Annotated in this window: 19 protein-coding genes; 10 read left to right on the top strand and 9 right to left on the bottom strand. The window is 69.9% G+C overall.

Features of this window, described 5'->3' with window-relative positions; genetic code table 11:
• Positions 1–10 precede the first annotated feature (10 nt).
• The gene (locus tag DFR31_RS12205) at positions 11–463 is read left to right on the top strand and encodes a DUF411 domain-containing protein (protein WP_121442966.1); all 453 of its coding nucleotides are present in this window, start codon (positions 11–13) and stop codon (positions 461–463) included.
• 95 nt (positions 464–558) lie between these two features.
• Here the strand turns inward: DFR31_RS12205 and rpmG are convergent, their stop codons facing one another.
• A complete protein-coding gene (gene rpmG, locus DFR31_RS12210) occupies positions 559–714 on the bottom strand; it encodes a 50S ribosomal protein L33 (RefSeq protein ID WP_121442967.1) in 156 nt (51 codons plus the stop codon).
• 15 nt (positions 715–729) lie between these two features.
• Positions 730–966 carry a 50S ribosomal protein L28 gene (gene rpmB / locus DFR31_RS12215; protein WP_121442968.1) on the bottom strand — a complete coding sequence of 79 codons (237 nt, stop codon included), beginning with the start codon at positions 964–966 and terminating at the stop codon, positions 730–732.
• A 303-nt stretch (positions 967–1,269) separates the two neighbouring features.
• Here rpmB and DFR31_RS12220 point away from each other — a divergent pair, with 303 nt between their 5' ends.
• The 5 genes from DFR31_RS12220 (at position 1,270) to DFR31_RS12240 (ending at position 6,655) form a co-directional block, all read left to right on the top strand.
• A complete protein-coding gene (locus DFR31_RS12220) occupies positions 1,270–1,932 on the top strand; it encodes a protein-L-isoaspartate O-methyltransferase family protein (RefSeq protein WP_211328302.1) in 663 nt (220 codons plus the stop codon).
• 10 nt (positions 1,933–1,942) lie between these two features.
• On the top strand, positions 1,943–3,343 hold the full coding sequence (locus DFR31_RS12225) for a TolC family outer membrane protein (RefSeq protein ID WP_245971186.1): 1,401 nt from the start codon (positions 1,943–1,945) through the stop codon (positions 3,341–3,343).
• Between the two features lie 45 nt (positions 3,344–3,388).
• Positions 3,389–4,315 carry an LpxL/LpxP family Kdo(2)-lipid IV(A) lauroyl/palmitoleoyl acyltransferase gene (gene lpxL, locus DFR31_RS12230; protein WP_121442969.1) on the top strand — a complete coding sequence of 309 codons (927 nt, stop codon included), beginning with the start codon at positions 3,389–3,391 and terminating at the stop codon, positions 4,313–4,315.
• Entirely contained in the window at positions 4,305–5,567 is a 1,263-nt protein-coding gene (locus tag DFR31_RS12235) for a 3-deoxy-D-manno-octulosonic acid transferase (protein ID WP_121442970.1), read from the top strand. Before lpxL ends, DFR31_RS12235 begins: the two co-directional genes overlap by 11 nt.
• An 86-nt stretch (positions 5,568–5,653) precedes the next feature.
• The gene (locus DFR31_RS12240; RefSeq protein WP_121442971.1) at positions 5,654–6,655 is read left to right on the top strand and encodes a class 1 fructose-bisphosphatase; all 1,002 of its coding nucleotides are present in this window, start codon (positions 5,654–5,656) and stop codon (positions 6,653–6,655) included.
• A 4-nt stretch (positions 6,656–6,659) separates the two neighbouring features.
• Here the strand turns inward: DFR31_RS12240 and DFR31_RS13890 are convergent, their stop codons facing one another.
• The 7 genes from DFR31_RS13890 to DFR31_RS12275 form a co-directional block, all read right to left on the bottom strand.
• Entirely contained in the window at positions 6,660–7,145 is a 486-nt protein-coding gene (locus DFR31_RS13890) for a truncated hemoglobin (protein WP_170153690.1), read from the bottom strand.
• Positions 7,146–7,150: 5 nt separating this feature from the next.
• A complete protein-coding gene (hemF, locus tag DFR31_RS12250; RefSeq protein WP_121442972.1) occupies positions 7,151–8,065 on the bottom strand; it encodes an oxygen-dependent coproporphyrinogen oxidase in 915 nt (304 codons plus the stop codon).
• A gap of 43 nt (positions 8,066–8,108) precedes the next feature.
• On the bottom strand, positions 8,109–8,681 hold the full coding sequence (gene tsaC / locus DFR31_RS12255) for an L-threonylcarbamoyladenylate synthase type 1 TsaC (RefSeq protein ID WP_121442973.1): 573 nt from the start codon (positions 8,679–8,681) through the stop codon (positions 8,109–8,111).
• Positions 8,682–8,726: 45 nt separating this feature from the next.
• Positions 8,727–11,117 (bottom strand): DNA topoisomerase I, encoded by a 2,391-nt coding sequence (locus DFR31_RS12260; RefSeq protein WP_121442974.1) that lies wholly within the window; start codon positions 11,115–11,117, stop codon positions 8,727–8,729.
• Positions 11,118–11,180: 63 nt separating this feature from the next.
• Positions 11,181–11,654, bottom strand: coding sequence for a DUF494 family protein (locus DFR31_RS12265; RefSeq protein WP_121442975.1), 474 nt, complete (start codon positions 11,652–11,654; stop codon positions 11,181–11,183).
• Positions 11,654–12,796, bottom strand: a complete 1,143-nt coding sequence (gene dprA / locus DFR31_RS12270; RefSeq protein ID WP_121442997.1) for a DNA-processing protein DprA — start codon at positions 12,794–12,796, stop codon at positions 11,654–11,656. The genes DFR31_RS12265 and dprA overlap by 1 nt, the downstream gene beginning before the upstream one ends.
• A 28-nt stretch (positions 12,797–12,824) precedes the next feature.
• On the bottom strand, positions 12,825–13,841 hold the full coding sequence (locus DFR31_RS12275) for a LysM peptidoglycan-binding domain-containing protein (protein ID WP_121442976.1): 1,017 nt from the start codon (positions 13,839–13,841) through the stop codon (positions 12,825–12,827).
• Between the two features lie 186 nt (positions 13,842–14,027).
• Here DFR31_RS12275 and def point away from each other — a divergent pair, with 186 nt between their 5' ends.
• The 4 genes from def to DFR31_RS12295 are packed head-to-tail and all read left to right on the top strand — an operon-like array spanning position 14,028 to position 17,415.
• Positions 14,028–14,564 carry a peptide deformylase gene (gene def, locus DFR31_RS12280; RefSeq protein ID WP_211328303.1) on the top strand — a complete coding sequence of 179 codons (537 nt, stop codon included), beginning with the start codon at positions 14,028–14,030 and terminating at the stop codon, positions 14,562–14,564.
• Positions 14,561–15,514 (top strand): methionyl-tRNA formyltransferase, encoded by a 954-nt coding sequence (gene fmt / locus DFR31_RS12285; RefSeq protein WP_121442978.1) that lies wholly within the window; start codon positions 14,561–14,563, stop codon positions 15,512–15,514. The genes def and fmt overlap by 4 nt, the downstream gene beginning before the upstream one ends.
• Before the next feature lie 3 nt (positions 15,515–15,517).
• Positions 15,518–16,828, top strand: a complete 1,311-nt coding sequence (gene rsmB / locus DFR31_RS12290) for a 16S rRNA (cytosine(967)-C(5))-methyltransferase RsmB (RefSeq protein WP_121442979.1) — start codon at positions 15,518–15,520, stop codon at positions 16,826–16,828.
• The gene (locus tag DFR31_RS12295) at positions 16,825–17,415 is read left to right on the top strand and encodes a DUF4390 domain-containing protein (RefSeq protein WP_121442980.1); all 591 of its coding nucleotides are present in this window, start codon (positions 16,825–16,827) and stop codon (positions 17,413–17,415) included. Before rsmB ends, DFR31_RS12295 begins: the two co-directional genes overlap by 4 nt.
• The last annotated feature ends 84 nt before the right edge of the window (positions 17,416–17,499 follow it).

Here is a 17,499-nt window from a genome sequence, read left to right on the forward strand (position 1 = left end):
GGTGCTTCCCATGTTCAGCCCTCTTCGCCGTACCCTGCTGGCCGCCACCCTAAGCCTGTCCTTTGTGCCGGGGCTTGCCCTCGCCGATGCGCCGCAGGCCACCGTGTATAAGTCCCCCTACTGCGGGTGTTGTACCGACTGGGAGGACCACCTGCGCGAGTACGGCTTCAAGGTGGAGTCGGTGGAGCGCAACGACATGAACCCGGTCAAGCAGCGGTTCGGCGTGACCCGGGAACTGGCCTCTTGCCACACCGCCAAGGTGGACGGGTACGTCATCGAGGGGCACGTGCCCGCCGAGGATATCCTGCGTCTGCTGGAGGAGCGCCCCGAGGGGGTCAGGGGGCTTGCCGTTCCGGGGATGCCGGCCGGCTCGCCGGGTATGGAGATCGGCCGCACCGATCCCTACCAGGTGCTGACCTTCGATGACCAGGGGCGGGTGAGCGTCTACGCGAGTTACGACTGAAACCGGCCGGACCGGCGTAACCCCGGTGCCCCGATCACAAAAAACCCCGCCAGGCGCTGCCGGGCGGGGTTTTTTGCTGCCGCGTGGGGCCGTGCTTACTTGATCTTGGCCTCGCGGTAGAGCACGTGCTTGCGCACCACCGGGTCGTACTTGCGGAACTCCAGCTTGTGGGGGGTGTTCCGCTTGTTCTTGTCGGTGGTGTAGAAGTGGCCGGTGCCGGCGCTGGAGACGAGCTTGATCTTGTCGCGCATGATTAACCTCCGCGCTTAGACTTTTTCGCCGCGGGCACGCAGGTCGGTCAGGACCTCGTCGATACCCTTGCGGTCGATGATGCGCATGCCCTTGGAAGAGACGCGCAGGCGAACGAAGCGCTGCTCGCTCTCGACCCAGAAGCGATGGTAGTGCAGGTTCGGAAGGAACCGGCGCTTGGTCTTGTTGTTGGCGTGCGAGACGTTATTTCCGGTGGTGGGCCGCTTGCCCGTCACCTGGCAAACCTTGGACATGAGGGCTGACTCCTGAATCCGCAGATGTTCGTGCCGGGAACCGGTTGCCGCGCTGGCGGATCCGGGCCCCTTAGGGAAGCGTTTCCCTACCTGTGTACAGTCCGGTGGATAGCCGGCCCGTCGGTCCCGGGCCGCAAAGGCCGATGTTTATACCAGCCGTGCGGCGTGAGTGCAAGCGAAAGTGCCGGTTTTGCTTGCCTGAGCGGGCCAAACTGCATAGCATGCGCGGACTGGAGAACTCCCCTTTAAAGATAACCAGCGGCCGGCAGTGGCCGGCCGAGACAAGAGGATGGGATCAGGGCGATGACGGAACTGGATCTGGACAAGGCGCGCTTCAATATGGTCGAGCAGCAGGTGCGCCCCTGGGACGTGCTGGCCAGCGACGTGTTGGACGTGATGAGCACCGTACCGCGCCACGCCTTCGTGGCCGAGGCGCACCGGCACCTGGCCTACTCCGACCTGCAGCTGCCGTTGGCCTGCGGTGAGTACATGAACGAGCCCAAGGTGGAGGGGCGCATCCTGCAGGCGTTGGCGCCCGAGGCGGGCGAGCGGGTGCTGGAGATCGGCACCGGCAGCGGCTTCCTGGCTGCCTGCCTGGCGCGCATGGCCGCCTCCGTGGTGTCGGTGGAGATCCACCCGGAACTGGTCGAGCAGGCCCGTGCCGCGCTCAAGGCGCAGGGCTTGGACAACGTTACCGTGGAGCAGGGTGATGCCGCCGCCGGCCACGACGATGGCCGCCGCTACGACTGTATTGCCGTCACCGGGTCGCTGCCGGAGCTCCACGAAGGGTTCCACACCAGCCTCACCATCGGCGGCCGGCTGTTCATGATCGTCGGTCAGAAGCCGATCATGGAGGCGTTGCTGATCACCCGGGTGGCCGAGGACCAGTGGGCCACCGAGAGCCTGTTCGAGACGGTGCAGCCGCCGCTGCACAACGCGCCGGTCACCAAGCGCTTTGCGCTGTAAGGCCGGTTCCGTGTTCCGCACTCTGACCACCCGGGCGCTGCGCGCCGTCCGCCTGCTGGCCCCCGGCGTGCTGGTGGCGGCACTGCTGGCGCCGTTGCCCGCGCTGGCGGTGGATGACCTGATGACCATCTACCGGGAGGCGCGGGAGAGCGATCCGCAGCTGCGTCAGGCCCTGGGCGAACTGGAGACGGTGCGCGAGCGCCTGCCCCAGGCTCGCGCCGGGCTGCTGCCGGAACTCAGCGCCTTCGGCACTGTTGACCGGGAACGCAGCGAGCCCCGCGGCAGCGGCTCAAGCAATTTCGACACCAGCTACGACACCACCAGCGCGCTCGGCCTGGAGCTGTCCCAACCGGTGTTCCGCTACGACAACTTCCTGCGGGTGCGCGAGGCGGATCTGCAGGTAGCCCAGGCCCAGGCCCGGGTCAACAGCGCCGAGCAGGAGTTGATGACCCGCGTGGCCGAGCGCTATTTCGAGGCCTTGGCGGCTTTCGACGGGGTGGCGTTCGCCCGTGCGGAACTGCGCGCCATTGAGCGGCAACTGGAGCAGGCGGAACAGCGCTTCGAGGTGGGCATGGCGCCCATCACCGACGTGGAGGAGGCGAGGGCCCGGCGGGATCTCTCGCGCGCGAATCTACTGCAGGCCGAGGACGCCCTGGAGAACGCCCTTGAGGGGCTGCGCGAACTCACCGGCCGCAGTCACCGGGAGCTGGCCCTGCTGGATGAAGACGTGGCTCTGGAGTCCCCGGACCCGGAAGATAGTGCGGCCTGGGCGCAGCGGGCAGAAGAGCGTAACTGGGACATCCTTGCCTTCCGGCATGGCTCGGAAGCGGCCATGGAGAACATCGGGGTCCAGCGCGCCGGCCACCTGCCCACCGTGGACCTGGTGGGTAACGTGCAGCGGGTGGACCAGGGGAGCCGGACGGCCGACACCGGGGTCCCGGGCGGCCCCGAGGAGTTCGATCAGGCCAGTATCGGGCTGCGGTTGAATGTGCCGCTGTATCGCGGCGGCGCCACCCGTTCCCAGGTGCGCGAGGCGCAGTCGCAGTACACGGTGTCGCTGGAGGAGCTGGAGGAGACCCGTCGGGCCGTGGTGCGCGGCACCACCGACGCCTACCGCGGCGTGATCAGCGCCATTGCCCGGGTCGGTGCCTTCGACCAGGCCATCACCTCCACCCAGCGGGCGCTGGAGGCGGTGGAGGCCGGTTTCGAAGTGGGGACCCGCACCGTGGTGGAACTGCTCGATGCCCAGCAGGACCGCCTGGGGGCCGAGCAGGATTTCCGTCAGGCCAGTTACGACTATCTGCTCCACACCGTGCGCCTCAAACGCTTTGCCGGCAGCCTGTCCGATGCCGACCTGCAGGCCATCAATGACTGGCTGGACGCCAACGCCGAGGTGGTGCCCGAACTCTGATGTGGGCAGGTCCCGGCCTGCCCCGCCCTTTCCGCTGGATTCGCCGTGTCGCAAACCCCGCCGACCCTGTTACAACGCCGCTTTCTCGCGCCCCGCTACTGGCCCTACTGGCTGGTGTTGGGCCTGGTGCGTGCCACGGTCCTGCTGCCCTGGCGGGTGGCCCTGGGCCTGGGGGCCGTCCTGGGCGGCGCGGGCTACTACCTGGCCCCGAAGCGCCGCCGTATCGTGCGGACGAACCTCGCGCTCTGTTTTCCCGAGTGGACCGCGGCGGCGCGTGAGCGGCTGGCCCGGCGCCATTTTCGCGCCCTCGGCATGGGGGTGGTGGAGATCGCCATGGGCTGGTGGGCACCGGACCGGCGGGTGCACCGGCGGGCCCAGGTGGAGGGGCTGTCGCACCTGGAGCGGGCCCTGGAGCAGGGGCGCGGGGCGATCCTGCTCAGCGGCCACTTCACGACCCTGGAGCTTGGGTGCCGGCTGCTGACGCCCTACCAGGCATTCCACCCGCTCTACCGGCCGGAGAAGAACCCCTTCGTCGCCACCCTGATCGAACGGTCCCGGCTCGGCCACGTGGAGAAACTCATCCGCAGCAAGGACCTGCGCAGCATGGTGCGCAGCCTGCGCGACAACGTCCCGGTGTGGTACGCCCCGGACGAGAACATGCGCCGGCACATGGGGGTGTTCGCGCCCTTTTTCGGGGTGCAGGCCTGCACCACGCCCGCCACCTCGCGGCTGGCCCGCATGACCGGAGCCCCGGTGCTCGGGTTCTTCCAGGTGCGCGAGCCGGGCGGGCGCTACCGCGTGATCATCACGCCGCCGCTGGAGGGGTTCCCGGGCAGTGACCTGGCGGAGGACACCGCCCGGGTGAATGCGCTGATCGAGGAGCAGGTCCGGCGGGCGCCGGAGCAGTACTTCTGGGGGCGCAAGCGGTTCAAGACCCGGCCCCAGGGGGAACCGTCCGTCTATGACGACTAGCCGCCGCCTCTACCGCGGCCTCACCGCGCTGCTCTGGCCGGTGCTGCGCTGGCACGCCGCCCGGGAGGCGCGCCGGGCCGGCGAACCGGACTACCCGGCCCAGCGTCGGGGGCGGTATGCCGATACCGTCCGGCCCGGCGGGCTGTGGGTGCACGCCGCCTCGGTGGGCGAGGTGCGCACCGTCCGCCCCTTGCTGGAGGCGCTGCAGGCGGCCCGGCCCGGGCTGGCCATTACCCTGACCACCAGCACGCCGACCGGCGGCCAGGCCGCACGCCTGATCCCCGGCATTCAGGTGCTCTTTCTGCCGCTGGACCGGCCGCGCCCCGTGCGGCGCTTCCTGGCGGCGGTGCGCCCCGAGGCGGGGCTGGTGGTGGAGACGGAGCTGTGGCCGGAGCTGTTCGCCGCCTGTCGCCATCAGGGGGTGCCGCTGGCCATCGTCAACGGCCGCTTGAGCCACCGCACGCTGCGCGCCCCCCGCCTGGTCCTTGCGCTCTACCGCGAGGCCCTGGCCGGGGTGACCGTGGTGCTGGCCCGCTCTGAGGCGGACGCTGCCGGCTACCGCAGCCTGGGCGCGCCGGCGGAACGGGTGCAGGTGGTGGGCAACCTGAAGTTCGCCGGCCCCGCAGAGGCCGCCGCGCCCGCCGCGGTGGATCTGGGCCGGCGCTACGTGCTCGCTGCCTCCACCCACGACGACGAGGAACTCCGCCTGGCGAGTGCCTGGCGGGCCAAGGGAGATACGGTGCCGTTGTTGGTCATTGCCCCCCGCCACCCGCAACGGGGGGAGGCGCTGCGGCAGGCCCTCGACCGGGCCGGCGTCCGTTACGCGGTGCGCAGCCGCGGGGAGTGGCCGGCGGCCGGGGATCAGGCCTACCTGGCCGACACCTTCGGCGAGCTGGAGGGGTTCATGGCCGGTGCGGAACTGGTCTTCATGGGGGGCAGCCTGGTGCCCCACGGCGGGCAGAACCTGCTGGAGCCCGCCCGCCTGGGCCGGGCGCTGCTGGCCGGGCCCCACCTGCACAATTTTGCCGACGAGGCGGCGCTGCTCGAGGGGTGCGGGGCCTTGCAGCGGGTGGAGGATGCGCATGCCGTGGCCCGCACCGCGCAGGCCTGGCTGGCCGACCCGGACGCGCTCGCCGCCCGCGGCCGGCGGGGCCGTGCGGAGGTGGTGGCAAGGGCGGATATGGCACGACGTTACCTCGACGCGCTGGCAGAGTGGTCGCTGCCTTGTTTAAATAGGGGCCACGAGGGCTGACCAGCGGCCCCACCCGGTGAGGACAAAATCACAATACCCGCCGCCGGGCGTGGGCCGACAGCATAATGATTTCAGGAGAGTACAGGATGGATCAGTCACGTATGACCTTGGGCCGGTTTCTGGCCCGGCATTGCCCCCAGGATGAGAAAGGCCGCACCCTGGCACTGCTGCTTCGCCAGGTGGCGGACAGCTGCCGGCGTATCTCGGACGCTGTCGGTGGCGGGGCGCTGCGCGATCTGACCGGCGCTGCCGACAACGTCAATGTGCAGGGCGAAGAACAGAAGAAGCTGGACGTGTTCGCCAACGACGCCCTGTTGGAGGGCTGCAGCTGGGGCGGCACGGTGGCTGGCATGGCCTCCGAGGAGGAGGACGATGTCTTTACCCTGCCGGAGGATGAGCCCCGCGGCCCCTACATCCTGCTGTTCGACCCGCTGGACGGTTCCTCCAACATCGACGTCAACGTCTCGGTGGGGACCATCTTCTCGGTGCTGCCCGCCCCGGATGCCGGGCGCGACCCGGTGAATGAGGACCTGCTGCAGTCGGGCGACCAACAGGTGGCCGCCGGCTACGTGGTGTACGGCCCGAGCACGGTGCTGGCACTGACCGTGGGCAACGGCGTGCATGTCTTTACCCTGGACCGGGCGCAGGGCGAGTGGTTCCTGACCACGGCTGACCTGAAGGTGCCGGAGCAGACGGCGGAGTTCGCCATCAACTGCTCCTACTGGCACCAGTGGCCGGCCCCGGTGCGCCGCTACATTGAAGAGTGCCTGGCCGGCGAGGATGGCCCCCGGGGCAAGCGCTTCAACATGCGCTGGGTGGCCTCCATGGTCGCGGACCTGCACCGGATCTTTACCCGCGGCGGGGTCTTCCTCTACCCGGCGGACAGCAGGCGGCCCAACGGCCGGTTGCGGGTGCTCTACGAGGTGAACCCCATCGCCATGCTGATGGAGCAGGCCGGTGGGGCCGCCTTCACCGGTGAGGAGCGCGCCATGGCGTTGCAGCCGAAGGAGCTGCACCAGCGCGCCGGGCTGCTGATCGGCTCCCGCGAGGAGGTGGCCGTGCTGGAGCGCTACTACTCGGAGCAGTAAGCAGCTAGTCGCGGGCGGACGGCCGTTGCCCCCGGTGGGGGTCGTCCGTCCGCGCGTCCCGCCGTTCGTAAAACGCCCCCAGGCCGCGGATCACGCGGCCCATGCGGTGCGCCCGGTCGAGCCAGTCCTGCCGGGCCTGGTCATCCGCCACCTGCTCGCTCAGCGTCTCCTCGAACAGATCCAGCCAGGCGTCCACCTGGCGGCCGGTGACCCCGAGCGCCACGTGCCGTGGCCCCACCTGGAAGCGGTCGGGCCGGTAGCGGCGCCCACCCAGGCTTACCCACCAGAAGTGGCTGATGCGGGCGATATGCTCGTCCCAGTCCTCCACCCGGGCAAAGGTGGCGGCCAGATCCGGGTGTTCGCGGGCGCGGGCGTAGAAGGCGCGGACCACCCGGTCGATGGTTTCGTGAGCCAGGGCCGGCCCATTAGTGCTGCCCACCCCCGGTTCGCCGCGGATCGAGAGCGTCTGCAGGTGCCGCTTGCCGCTCACCGCGCTTACTCCCCGCCCAGCCAGTCGCGGGCGCCGAGAAAGTCGGTGTACAACCGTGCCTCCGGACTGCCCGGCTCCGGCTGCCAGTTGTACTCCCAGCGCGCCATGGGGGGCATGGACATGAGGATGGACTCGGTGCGGCCGCCGGACTGCAGGCCGAAGCGGGTGCCGCGGTCGTAAAGCAGGTTGAACTCGGCGTAACGGCCGCGCCGGTAGAGCTGGAAGGCGCGCTCGCGCTCCCCCCAGGGCTGGTGCCGCCGCCGCTCCGCGATGGGCCGGTAGGCGGGCAGGAAGTGGTCGCCCACGCTGCGCATGAAGGCGAAGCTGCGCTCGAACCCCCACTCGTCCAGGTCGTCGAAGAACAGGCCGCCGACGCCCCGGGTCTCATCCCGGTGGGGCAGGTAGAAGTACTCGTCACACCAGCGCTTGTAGCGCGGGTAGACATCCGCTCCGAAGGGCTCGCAGGCGGCGCGGGCGGTGCGGTGCCAGTGGATGGCGTCCTCGCGGTAGCCGTAGTGCGGGGTCAGGTCGAAGCCGCCGCCGAACCACCAGACCGGTTCACTGCCCGGCCTCTCCGCGACGAAGTAGCGGACGTTGGCGTGGGTGGTCGGGACGTAGGGGTTCTCAGGGTGCAGCACCAGGGACACGCCCATCGCCTGGAAGCCGCGGCCGGCCAGCTCCGGGCGTCGCGCCGTAGCGGTGTCGGGCAGCTGGCTGCCGTGGACGTGGGAGAAATTGACGCCGGCCTGCTCGAAGAGCCGACCCGCCTTCATGACCCGGCTGCGACCGCCGCCCCCTTCCTCGCGTGTCCAGCTCTCTTCGGCGAAGCCGGGGCCGCCGTCCAGGTCGGTCAGCTCGTCGCAGATCCGGTCCTGCAGGGCCTTGAGGTAATCGAGGACGGCCGGGGTGTCTACGCTCATGCTTTCGGGGCTCCCGCTGGGTTGGGTCACGTCGGCTCCGTGGTTACGCGCGGAGGGTGGTGCCGCTGTCCGCGTCCCGGATGGCGGTGGGCCGGGCGTTGCGGTCCACCGGTCCGCTGAGGATGTCGGCCAGGTCGCTCGCATCCGCACCCAGGCGGGTGCGGACCTGGGTAGCAGTGCGCGCCGGGGGTTGGCCGTCGCGGTTGGCGGAGGTGGAAACAATGGCGCCGCCGCAGGCCTCGCACAGGGCCGCGGCCACCGGGTGCGCCGTGACCCGCACGGCCACCTTGATACGACCGCCGGTGATCCAGGCGGGGGTGTGCGGGGCGGCGTGCAGCAGCCAGGTGTTGGGCCCGGGCCAGCTGGCCAGCACCGCGCCGGGAATCGGGGCATCGGCTACCCAGGGCAGGAGCTGGTCCACGCGGCTGGCGATCAGGATCAGGCCCTTGCCGGGGTCCCGACGCTTGAGGGTGAGCAGCGTGGCCACCGCCTCCGGGTCCGCCGGGTCGCAGCCCAGGCCGTACACCGCCTCGGTGGGGTAGGCCACCACGCCGCCGGCCCGGAGGCGGGCGGCGCATTGGCGGATGCGGAAGCGGGGGCTCGGCTGTTCGGGCATCGGCAGTGGCAGTTTGGTTGGGGCCTGCACCGGCGGGGCCCGGCGTCAGGCCTTGGTCTTCTTGCGGGTGGCGCCCCCGCTGCGGCGTCGGCCCTTGCGCTCCGGGGCCTTGGCGATCAGCTCTTCGCACTCTTCCAGGCCCAGCGATTCGGGTTCGCGGTCCTTGGGAATACGGGCGTTCTTCTTGCCGTTGGTGATGTAGGGCCCGTAGCGCCCTTTGAGGATGCGGATATCGCTACCCTCGAAGTCGCGGATGGTGCGCTCGCGCTCGATCCGCTTCTTCTCCTCCACCAACTCCAGGCAGCGCTCGCGGCCAATGGTGTAGGGGTCGTCCTCCTTGATGGAGACGAACTTGTTGCCAAAACGCACGTAGGGCCCGAAGCGGCCGATGTTCACCTGCATGGGCTCGCCCTCGGGGGTCTCGCCCATGTCGCGGGGCAGCTTGAACAGCTCCAGGGCCTCGTCGAGGGTGATCTTGTCCATGCTCTGGCCCGGCCGCAGACCGGCGAAGCGCGGCTTTTCCTCGTCATCCTTGGTGCCCAGCTGGACGAAGGGGCCGAAACGGCCGACCCGCACGCTCACCGGCTTGCCGGTCTTGGGGTCGGTGCCCAGCTCCCGGCTCTGCATCACCTCTTCGCGGGAGATGGTGGCCTTCTCGTCCACCTTGTCCTTGAAGGGCTGCCAGAACTCCTCCAGCAGCGGCACCCACTCCCGCTCGCCCCGGGAGATGGCGTCCAGGTCGTCCTCCAGCCGGGCGGTGAAGTCGTAGTCCACGTAGCGGTCGAAGTGGTCGGTGAGGAACTTGTTGACCACCCGGCCGATATCGGTGGGCTGGAAGCGCTTGCCGTCCAGCTCCACGTACTTGCGCTGCTGCAGGGTGCCGATGATGGCGGCGTAGGTGGAGGGCCGGCCGATGCCGTACTCCTCCAGCGCCCGGACCAGGCTGGCCTCGGTGTAGCGCGGCGGCGGCTCGGTGAAGTGCTGTTCCGGCTTGATGCGCTCGAGCGCTACCTCGTCGCCCTCCTTGAGCGGGGGCAGGATGCGCTCGCTGCTGCCGACCTCCGGCTTGCGGTCGTCGGTCCCCTCCAGGTAGACGGCCATGAAGCCGGGCTCGGCGATGGTGGAGCCGGTGGCGCGGAAGCTGTTGCCCTCGCCGCAGGCCAGATCCACGGACACGGTGTTGATGCGGGCCGGGATCATCTGGCAGGCCACGGCGCGCTTCCAGATCAGTTCGTAGAGGCGGAACTGGTCGTCGCTCAGCTTGCCGCGGATCTCGTCCGGCTGGCGATAGGCACCGGTGGGGCGGATGGCCTCGTGGGCCTCCTGGGCGTTCTTCGACTTGGTGCGGTAGACCTGGGGCGAGCTGGGCAGCCGGTCCTCGCCGTAGCGCTTGGCGATGGTGTCGCGCAGATCGCCCACGGCCTCCTGGGAGAGGTTGACCGAGTCGGTACGCATGTAGGTAATCAGGCCGGTCACGCCGCCGCCGATGTCGATGCCCTCGTAGAGCTGCTGGGCGACGCGCATGGTGCGATTGGCGGTGAAGCCGAGCTTGCGCGAGGCCTCCTGCTGCAGGGTCGAGGTGGTGAAGGGCGCGGCCGGGTTGCGGCGGCGCTGCTTTTTCTCCACCTGGGTGACCTTGACGGTGCCGGGCTGGCGGACCGGGTTTTCATCCTCGCCGGCATCGATGTGGCTCTTGGCCAGTTCCAGCCCCGAGGCTGCGGCCAGCTGCTGCTCCACCTCGCGGGCGCGCTGGTCGTTATCGATGTCGAACTGTTTCAGCCGCTGACCGCCCAGGGTGTGCAGCCGGCCGGGGAAGGGGTCGCCATCCTTGGCCAGGTCGGCCTCGACCGTCCAGTACTCCTGGGAGACGAACTTTTCGATCTCCTCCTCGCGCTCGACGATCATCCGCAGCGCGGGGCTTTGCACCCGTCCGGCGGACAGGCCGGTGGCGATCTTCTTCCAGAGCAGTGGGGAGAGGTTGAAGCCCACCAGGTAGTCCAGCGCGCGGCGCGCCTGCTGGGCGTTGATCAGCGGCGTGGACAGCTCCCGCGGGTTGTCCATGGCGTCGCGGATGGCCCGCGGGGTGATCTCGTGGAACACCACGCGGTAGACCGGCTTGTCCTTCAGGGCCCCTTTCTCCTTGAGCAGCTCGTAGAGGTGCCAGGAGATGGCCTCCCCCTCGCGGTCAGGGTCAGTGGCCAGGTAGAGGGCGTCGGCCTGCTTCATCGCCTTGGCGATGGTGTCCACGTGCTTGGCGTTTTTGTCGATGGTGGAGTACTTCATGGCGAAGCCATGCGTCGGGTCCACCGCGCCCTCCTTGGGGACGAGGTCGCGCACGTGGCCATAGGAGGCCAGGACCTTGTAGTCCTTGCCCAAGTACTTGTTGATGGTCTTGGCCTTGGCCGGGGACTCGACGATGACCAGGTTCTTGCTCATGCAGCACCAGCAGCCGGCGGCGCCGGCGTTTCAGGATGAATGGGGGTGGCGACGAGCCCGGATTTAATGCACGAGATGCACCGGGTTGTCAAACAGGAGGTCTTCCATCCAGTTGAAGGCCTCTTCCTGGCCCGGCTGGTTGAAAAGCACCATCAGGACCACCCATTTGACGGTATCCAGGTCGACGTCGTCTTCCTCCAGCGCCATCAGCCGGTCGATGACCAGCTCGCGCCCGGAGCGGTCGAGGATGCCGACCTGCTCGAGAAACAGGATGAAGCCGCGGCACTCCACATCCAGGCGCAGGGCCTCCCGCTCGTGGTAGACACGGATCGCCTGGTCGCCGGCGACGGTGGCCGGCATGTTGCGGCTGTCCGCCAGACCGTCCAGCCAGTCGAAGGCCTTACGGATCTCCAGCGGCGTGAAACCGGCTTCAAACAGTTCGGACTCGAGGGAATCGCGATCGGGGCTGGGTTCGTCGTCGTTGGCGAGATAGTTCTCGAACAGGTAGATCAGTACTTCGAAAATGCTTTGCTTCATCACACGTCCTCTGGCCCCGTGCGCTGGTAGCGGCCGCCAGGCAGGGCCTGCACCCGCCCCTGCAGCTCCAGTAGCAGCAGCATGGAGGAAACGGCATCGGCCGTCAATCCGGCGCGGCTGACCAGGGTGTCCAGGGCCACCGGGTCGTGCCCCATGGCCTCGAGCAGGGTGGCGTACTCCGGGTCCGGGCCCTCGGCCGGGCCGGTGCGCGGCGCCGTGTCGATGGTGTCTGGGGTGGCGTTGTCGGCCGCTGCCGGCTGCGCCTGTTGCAGGTCCAGCTCCTCCAGGATGTCGGCCACCGATTCCACCAGCCGGGCGCCGTCGCGGATGAGCCGGTGGCAGCCGCGCGCCATGGGATTGTGGATGGAGCCGGGGATGGCGAAGACATCCCGCCCCTGGTCGAGGGCCTGGTAGGCGGTGATCAGCGAGCCGCTGTTGAGACTCGCCTCCACTACCAGGGTGCCCAGGGAGAGGCCACTGATGATGCGGTTGCGGCGGGGGAAGTGGCTGCGCCGGACGCCCACCCCGACCGGCAGTTCGGTGATCAGCACGCCCTCGGCGGCGATGGCGTGGGCGAGCTTGCGGTTGCGGGCGGGGTAGACCCGGTCCGGGCCGGTACCCATGACCGCGATGGTGACGCCACCGGCATCCAGTGCGCCCTGGTGGGCGGCGGCATCGATGCCCTGGGCCAGGCCGCTGTTGATGCCCAGCCCCCGGGTGGCCAGGGCCTGGGCGAAGTCACGGGCGAGCTCCCGGCCGTTGTGACTGGGGTTGCGGCTGCCGACGATCGCCAACCCCGGCCAGGCCAGCAGGCCGGGGTCACCCTTGGCGAACAGCAGGGGGGGCGCGTCGGGCAGCTCGGCCAGCCGGGCCGGGTAGGCCGGGTCCACGCCCTTGCGCAGGACGTGGTGGGCCGGGTCGGCCTCCAGCCAGCGCAGGTCGGGCTCGGCGTGCGCCGGGGTGGTCGCGTGTATGGCCTCGGCCACGCGGTCCGGCGCGCCGTGCCGGGTCAGCTCGCCCGGAGCGGCGGCCAGCACGGCCTCGGGACTGCCGAGGCGGTCCAGCAGCTCGGCCCACAGGCGAGCGCCCAGGCCCGGAACGCGCCAGAGCGCCAGCCGAGACTGGAGGTCGGTGTCTTGCACGCGGGTGAAGGTGCTCACTGGCCCCGGGTCAGGGGCGGCGCACCACGTCTTCCACCTGCATGGGGCGGCGCGCCTCCATGATCAGGCCCATGGCCATGTTGTCCATGGTCCGGAAAATCACCATGTCGCCAGCATCCTCTTCAGGCAGCTCCACCACCTCCCGGGTGACCGGGTCGCGGGCCGTCTCCGTGGCACTGAAGACCCGCAGCACGTGGCCGGGCGACAGCCCGTCATCGGCGCCGCGGTTGATCACCACCACGCTGAACTGGCCCACCTGTCGGACCCCGTCCAGCACGTGCACGATCTGTCCGGCGAAATCGGGGTCGTCCGGCACGCCCAACTCGAGCTGGGCCCGTTGCAGGGTGCTGACGCCCTCCACCAGGCGGTCACCGGCCCGCACCTCGCGGGTGCTGCGGGTAACCCGCAGGGTCGCCGGGTCGCCGTTGCGCAGGAGCTCGGCATCGCCCAGGTCGATCGCCTCGTAGCCCAGGGTGTCCCCGGTCTTCGGGTCCTCGATGGCGTCACCCCGGCGCACCAGGTTATAGGCCTCGGCCGGTTCATCGCCCAGGCCGCGGGCGTAGACGTTATCGCCGGCCGCGCTCAGCACCCGGTCTTCCCGCCCGGTGAGAACGTAAGGGGCCTCGTTCAGGGTGGCGTCATCAAGGATGTGGCTGCGGGAGAGGAAGGGGCGGATGGCCGACATGGGGATGGTGGGGATGGCATCCTCCAGCGGGCTCTCGCGCACCTCGGGCGACAGGCGGACCACCCGGTCCTCTACCTCCAGGCGGGGCTCCCCGTCCACCCAGGTGAGCCGCAGGACGTCGCCCGGGAAGATCAGGTGGGGGTTCTCGATCTCCGGGTTGGCCTGCCAGATCTCCGGCCAGTTCCAGGGCTCGCGCAGGAAGCGGGCGGAAATGTCCCATAAGGTGTCGCCACGTTGAACTTCATAGCGTTCCGGGTGGTCTGAGCGGAGCAGATCTCCGGCGACGGCGGAGAGGCTGAACAGCAGAAGGGCCACCAGCCCGATGAGCTTTCCTGTGCGCATGAACTTTCCCTGCAGTGTGCGCGAGACAGTCTGCGGACCCAGTGTGCCGCCCGTCCGCCCCGACGCGTCTATGTTAAGGTTATACCCGGCTAAGGCATGGCCCGCGCACCGGTGGCTGGACCGGCGCGCCAGGCATTCATTCACGGGTTAAGGCTAGCAGCAACCCCTGTCGAGCGGCAACGAAACATGGCCATTCTGGATATCCTGGTTTACCCCGATCCCCGCCTGCGTGAGGTCGCGCAGCCCGTCGAGCAGGTGGATGACGACATCCGCTACCTGGCGGACGACATGCTGGAGACGATGTACGACGCCAAGGGTATCGGCCTGGCTGCCACCCAGGTGGGCGTCAACCAGCGGGTGGTGGTCATGGATCTGGTGGACGAGGGTGAGCCGGAGCCACTGGTGTTGATCAACCCCGAGATCCTTTCCCGGGAAGGGGCGGCCATGGGCCAGGAGGGGTGCCTGTCGATCCCCGGTTTCTACGAGGACGTGGAGCGTGCCGAGCGCATCCGCTTCCGCGCCCTGGACCGCGACGGCGAGCCCTTCGAACAGGAGGCCGAGGGCCTGATGGCGGTCTGCGTGCAGCACGAGATCGACCATCTGGACGGCAAGCTGTTTGTCGACTACCTCTCCGAGCTGAAGCGAAAGCGCATCCGGCGCAAGCTGGAGAAGCTGGTGCGGCAGGGGCGTGTCGGTGCCAGCGGGCAGAAAGGCCGGGCATGAGCACCACGCCACCCAGGCTGGTCTTTGCCGGGACGCCGGATTTCGCCGTGCCCAGCCTGCAGGCCCTGCTCGATGCCGGGCACCGGCCGCTGGCGGTGTATACCCAGCCGGACCGGCGCGCCGGGCGGGGCCGCAAGCCGCGGCCCTCGCCGGTCAAGGCGTTGGCGCTGGCGCACGACCTGCCGGTCCACCAGCCGCAGAGCCTTCGCGACCCCGCCGCACAGGCGGAGCTGGCCGCGCTGCAGCCCGACCTGATGGTGGTGATCGCCTACGGCCTGATCCTGCCCGAGGCCGCGCTGCAGATCCCCCGTTTGGGTTGCGTTAACCTCCACGCCTCGTTGCTGCCGCGCTGGCGCGGCGCCGCGCCGGTGCAGCGCGCCATCCTCGCCGGTGACACCGAGACCGGGGTCTGCCTGATGCAGATGGAGGCAGGCCTGGACACCGGCCCGGTGCTGGCCCGGGCGCGCTGCCCGATCGGTCCGCGCGAGACCGGCGGGGGGCTGCACGACCGGCTGGCGGCGTTATCCGGGGCCGTGCTGCGCGATCAGCTGGATGACCTGCTCGCCGGGCGGCTCCGTGCGGAGCCGCAGCCGGAGGCGGGCGTCTGCTATGCGGAAAAGCTGCGCAAGGACGAGGCCTGGCTGGACTGGAGCCGGTCGGCGGCGGAGCTGGACCGCCAGGTGCGGGCCTTCAACCCCTGGCCGGTAGCCCAGACCGGCTGGCAGGGGCAGGTCCTGCGCATCTGGGAGGCGGAGCCGGAGTCGGAGCCCGGGGCGCCTGCCGGGGCGGAGCCGGGGCAGGTACTGGCCGCGGCCGACGACGGCATCCGCGTGGCCACCGGTGAGGGGCAGCTGCGCCTGTTGCGCCTGCAGGCGGCCGGCGGCCGGCCGCTGGGCGTGCGCGAATTCCTCAACGGCCGGGCCGTGCAGGCCGGCGACCGGCTGGGCTAGGCCATGGCGCGGCGCGGTGCCGGGCAGCCGGTACGCCTGCGGGCGGTGCGTTGCCTGGGCGAGGTGCTGGACCGGCGTGCCTCCCTGGACCAGGCGCTGCCCCGGGCCCAGCAGGGCCTGTCGGGTCAGGACGCCGCCCTGCTGGCGGAACTCTGTTACGGGGTCCTACGCTGGCATGACCGGTTGCAGGCCCTGGCGCTGCGCCTGCTGGACAAGCCGCTGCGCCGCAAGGAGGCAGAGCTGCAGCGGCTGGTGCTGGTCGGCCTCTACCAGCTTCTGGACATGCGCATCCCGCCCCATGCCGCGGTGGCCGAAACGGTGGCAGTGGCGCCCCGGCTGGGCAAGGGCTGGGCCCGGGGGCTGGTCAATGCGGTGCTGCGCCGTGCCCAGCGCGAAGCCGACCGGATACTGCCGGAACTGGATGCCGACCCCGCCCTGCGTTACGCCCTCCCGGCGTGGCTGCTGACCACCCTGCAGCAGGACTGGCCCGAGGACTGGCGGACGCTGGCCGCTGCCGGTCAGGCGCGGCCGCCCATGACGCTCCGGATCAATCTCGACCGCTGGTCCCGTGACCAGGCGCTGGACGCCCTGGCCGGGGCGGGCCATCCGGCCCGGCCCAGTGAATGGACAGCTACGGCGGTCACGCTGGAACAGCCGGCGGCGGTGGAGCAGCTGCCCGGGTTCATGGACGGGCGGCTGTCGGTGCAGGACGAGGCGGCGCAGTGGGCGGCGCCACTGCTGGCCTGCCGGCCCGGCGACCGGGTGCTGGACGCCTGCGCCGCCCCCGGCGGCAAGACCGGGCACCTGTTCGAGACCTGCCCGGAGGCGGACATCACCGCCCTGGACATCAGCGAGCGCCGGCTGGAGCAGGTGCGCGCCAACCTGGCGCGCCTCGGCGGCGAGGCCCGTTGCCTGGCGGCCGATGCGGCGCAGCCGGAGGAGTGGTGGGATGGCCGCCCCTTCCAGCGCATCCTGCTGGACGCCCCCTGTTCCGGCACCGGCGTCCTCCGCCGACACCCGGATATCCGCCATCTGCGCCGGCCCGACGACATCCCGCGGTTGGCCGACGGCCAGCGTCGGCTGCTCGAGGCCCTGTGGGGCTTGCTGGCCCCGGGGGGGCGGCTCGTTTACGCTACCTGTTCAGTGCTGAAGGCCGAAAACAGCCAGGTGGTGACGGACTTTCTGCAGGCGCACCCGGAGGCGCAACTGCTTTCCCCCGACTGGCCACCGGGGTTTCCGGTCGATCAAGGGCAGATCCCCGCCGGTGGCGGGGGCATGGATGGGTTCTTCTACGCGTGTCTGCACAGGCCATGACAATCCGGCGGCACCGCGCCACGTTGCCCGCTGCGCGCGTGTGGCTCTGGCTGCTGTTGTGCCTGGTCTGGATTGCGCCCGCGCTGGCTGACGATGCCCCGGCCTTCGCCATCGAGGAGGCCGGGCTGACGCTGGATGACGAGGCCTACTGGCTCGACGCCCGCATGCATCTGAAATTCTCCGGCGAGGCGGAGGCGGCCCTGGACAACGGGGTGCCGCTCACCATCGAACTGCGGCTGGAGGTCCTGCAGCCCCGTTGGTGGTGGTGGGATGCCGAGGTGGCGGAGTTCAGCAACCGCTACCGTATCCGCTATCACGCCCTCAGCCGGCGCTTTGTGCTCACCGACATGAACAGCGGCGAGAGCCGCTCCTTCTCCCGACTTGACCCCCTGTTGCAGGCCCTCAGCGAGGTGAAGGGCCTGATGGTGATGCCCGAGTCGGCCTTGAGTCCGGGCGAGACCTACCAGGCGCGGCTGCGGGTGCGGCTGGACACGGATGCCCTGCCGCAACCCCTGCAGGCGGTGGCCTACATGTCGCCGCAATGGCGCCTGCAAAGTGACTGGTACACATGGCAAGTCGAGCCCTGAAAAGCCTCAAAGGCGAGGGGTGGCTGCGGCTGCTGCTGTGCGTGGTGCTGCTGGCCTCGCTCTACCTGCTCTCGGTGGCCACCG

The organism is Alkalispirillum mobile, assembly GCF_003664325.1.
In the GTDB taxonomy this organism is placed as follows: domain Bacteria; phylum Pseudomonadota; class Gammaproteobacteria; order Nitrococcales; family Halorhodospiraceae; genus Alkalilimnicola; species Alkalilimnicola mobilis.

Excerpts from the sequence above, each read along its gene's own strand:
- DFR31_RS12240 (WP_121442971.1), top strand. The coding sequence starts at position 5,654 with ATGGATCAGTCACGTATGACCTTGGGCCGGTTTCTGGCCCGGCATTGC.
- DFR31_RS12265 (WP_121442975.1), bottom strand. The coding sequence starts at position 11,654 with ATGAAGCAAAGCATTTTCGAAGTACTGATCTACCTGTTCGAGAACTAT.
- DFR31_RS12260 (WP_121442974.1), bottom strand. The coding sequence starts at position 11,117 with ATGAGCAAGAACCTGGTCATCGTCGAGTCCCCGGCCAAGGCCAAGACC.
- DFR31_RS12275 (WP_121442976.1), bottom strand. The coding sequence starts at position 13,841 with ATGCGCACAGGAAAGCTCATCGGGCTGGTGGCCCTTCTGCTGTTCAGC.
- hemF (WP_121442972.1), bottom strand. The coding sequence starts at position 8,065 with ATGAGCGTAGACACCCCGGCCGTCCTCGATTACCTCAAGGCCCTGCAG.
- fmt (WP_121442978.1), top strand. The coding sequence starts at position 14,561 with ATGAGCACCACGCCACCCAGGCTGGTCTTTGCCGGGACGCCGGATTTC.
- DFR31_RS12205 (WP_121442966.1), top strand. The coding sequence starts at position 11 with ATGTTCAGCCCTCTTCGCCGTACCCTGCTGGCCGCCACCCTAAGCCTG.
- DFR31_RS12220 (WP_211328302.1), top strand. The coding sequence starts at position 1,270 with ATGACGGAACTGGATCTGGACAAGGCGCGCTTCAATATGGTCGAGCAG.
- rpmG (WP_121442967.1), bottom strand. The coding sequence starts at position 714 with ATGCGCGACAAGATCAAGCTCGTCTCCAGCGCCGGCACCGGCCACTTC.
- rpmB (WP_121442968.1), bottom strand. The coding sequence starts at position 966 with ATGTCCAAGGTTTGCCAGGTGACGGGCAAGCGGCCCACCACCGGAAAT.
- def (WP_211328303.1), top strand. The coding sequence starts at position 14,028 with ATGGCCATTCTGGATATCCTGGTTTACCCCGATCCCCGCCTGCGTGAG.
- rsmB (WP_121442979.1), top strand. The coding sequence starts at position 15,518 with ATGGCGCGGCGCGGTGCCGGGCAGCCGGTACGCCTGCGGGCGGTGCGT.
- DFR31_RS12235 (WP_121442970.1), top strand. The coding sequence starts at position 4,305 with ATGACGACTAGCCGCCGCCTCTACCGCGGCCTCACCGCGCTGCTCTGG.
- DFR31_RS12295 (WP_121442980.1), top strand. The coding sequence starts at position 16,825 with ATGACAATCCGGCGGCACCGCGCCACGTTGCCCGCTGCGCGCGTGTGG.
- tsaC (WP_121442973.1), bottom strand. The coding sequence starts at position 8,681 with ATGCCCGAACAGCCGAGCCCCCGCTTCCGCATCCGCCAATGCGCCGCC.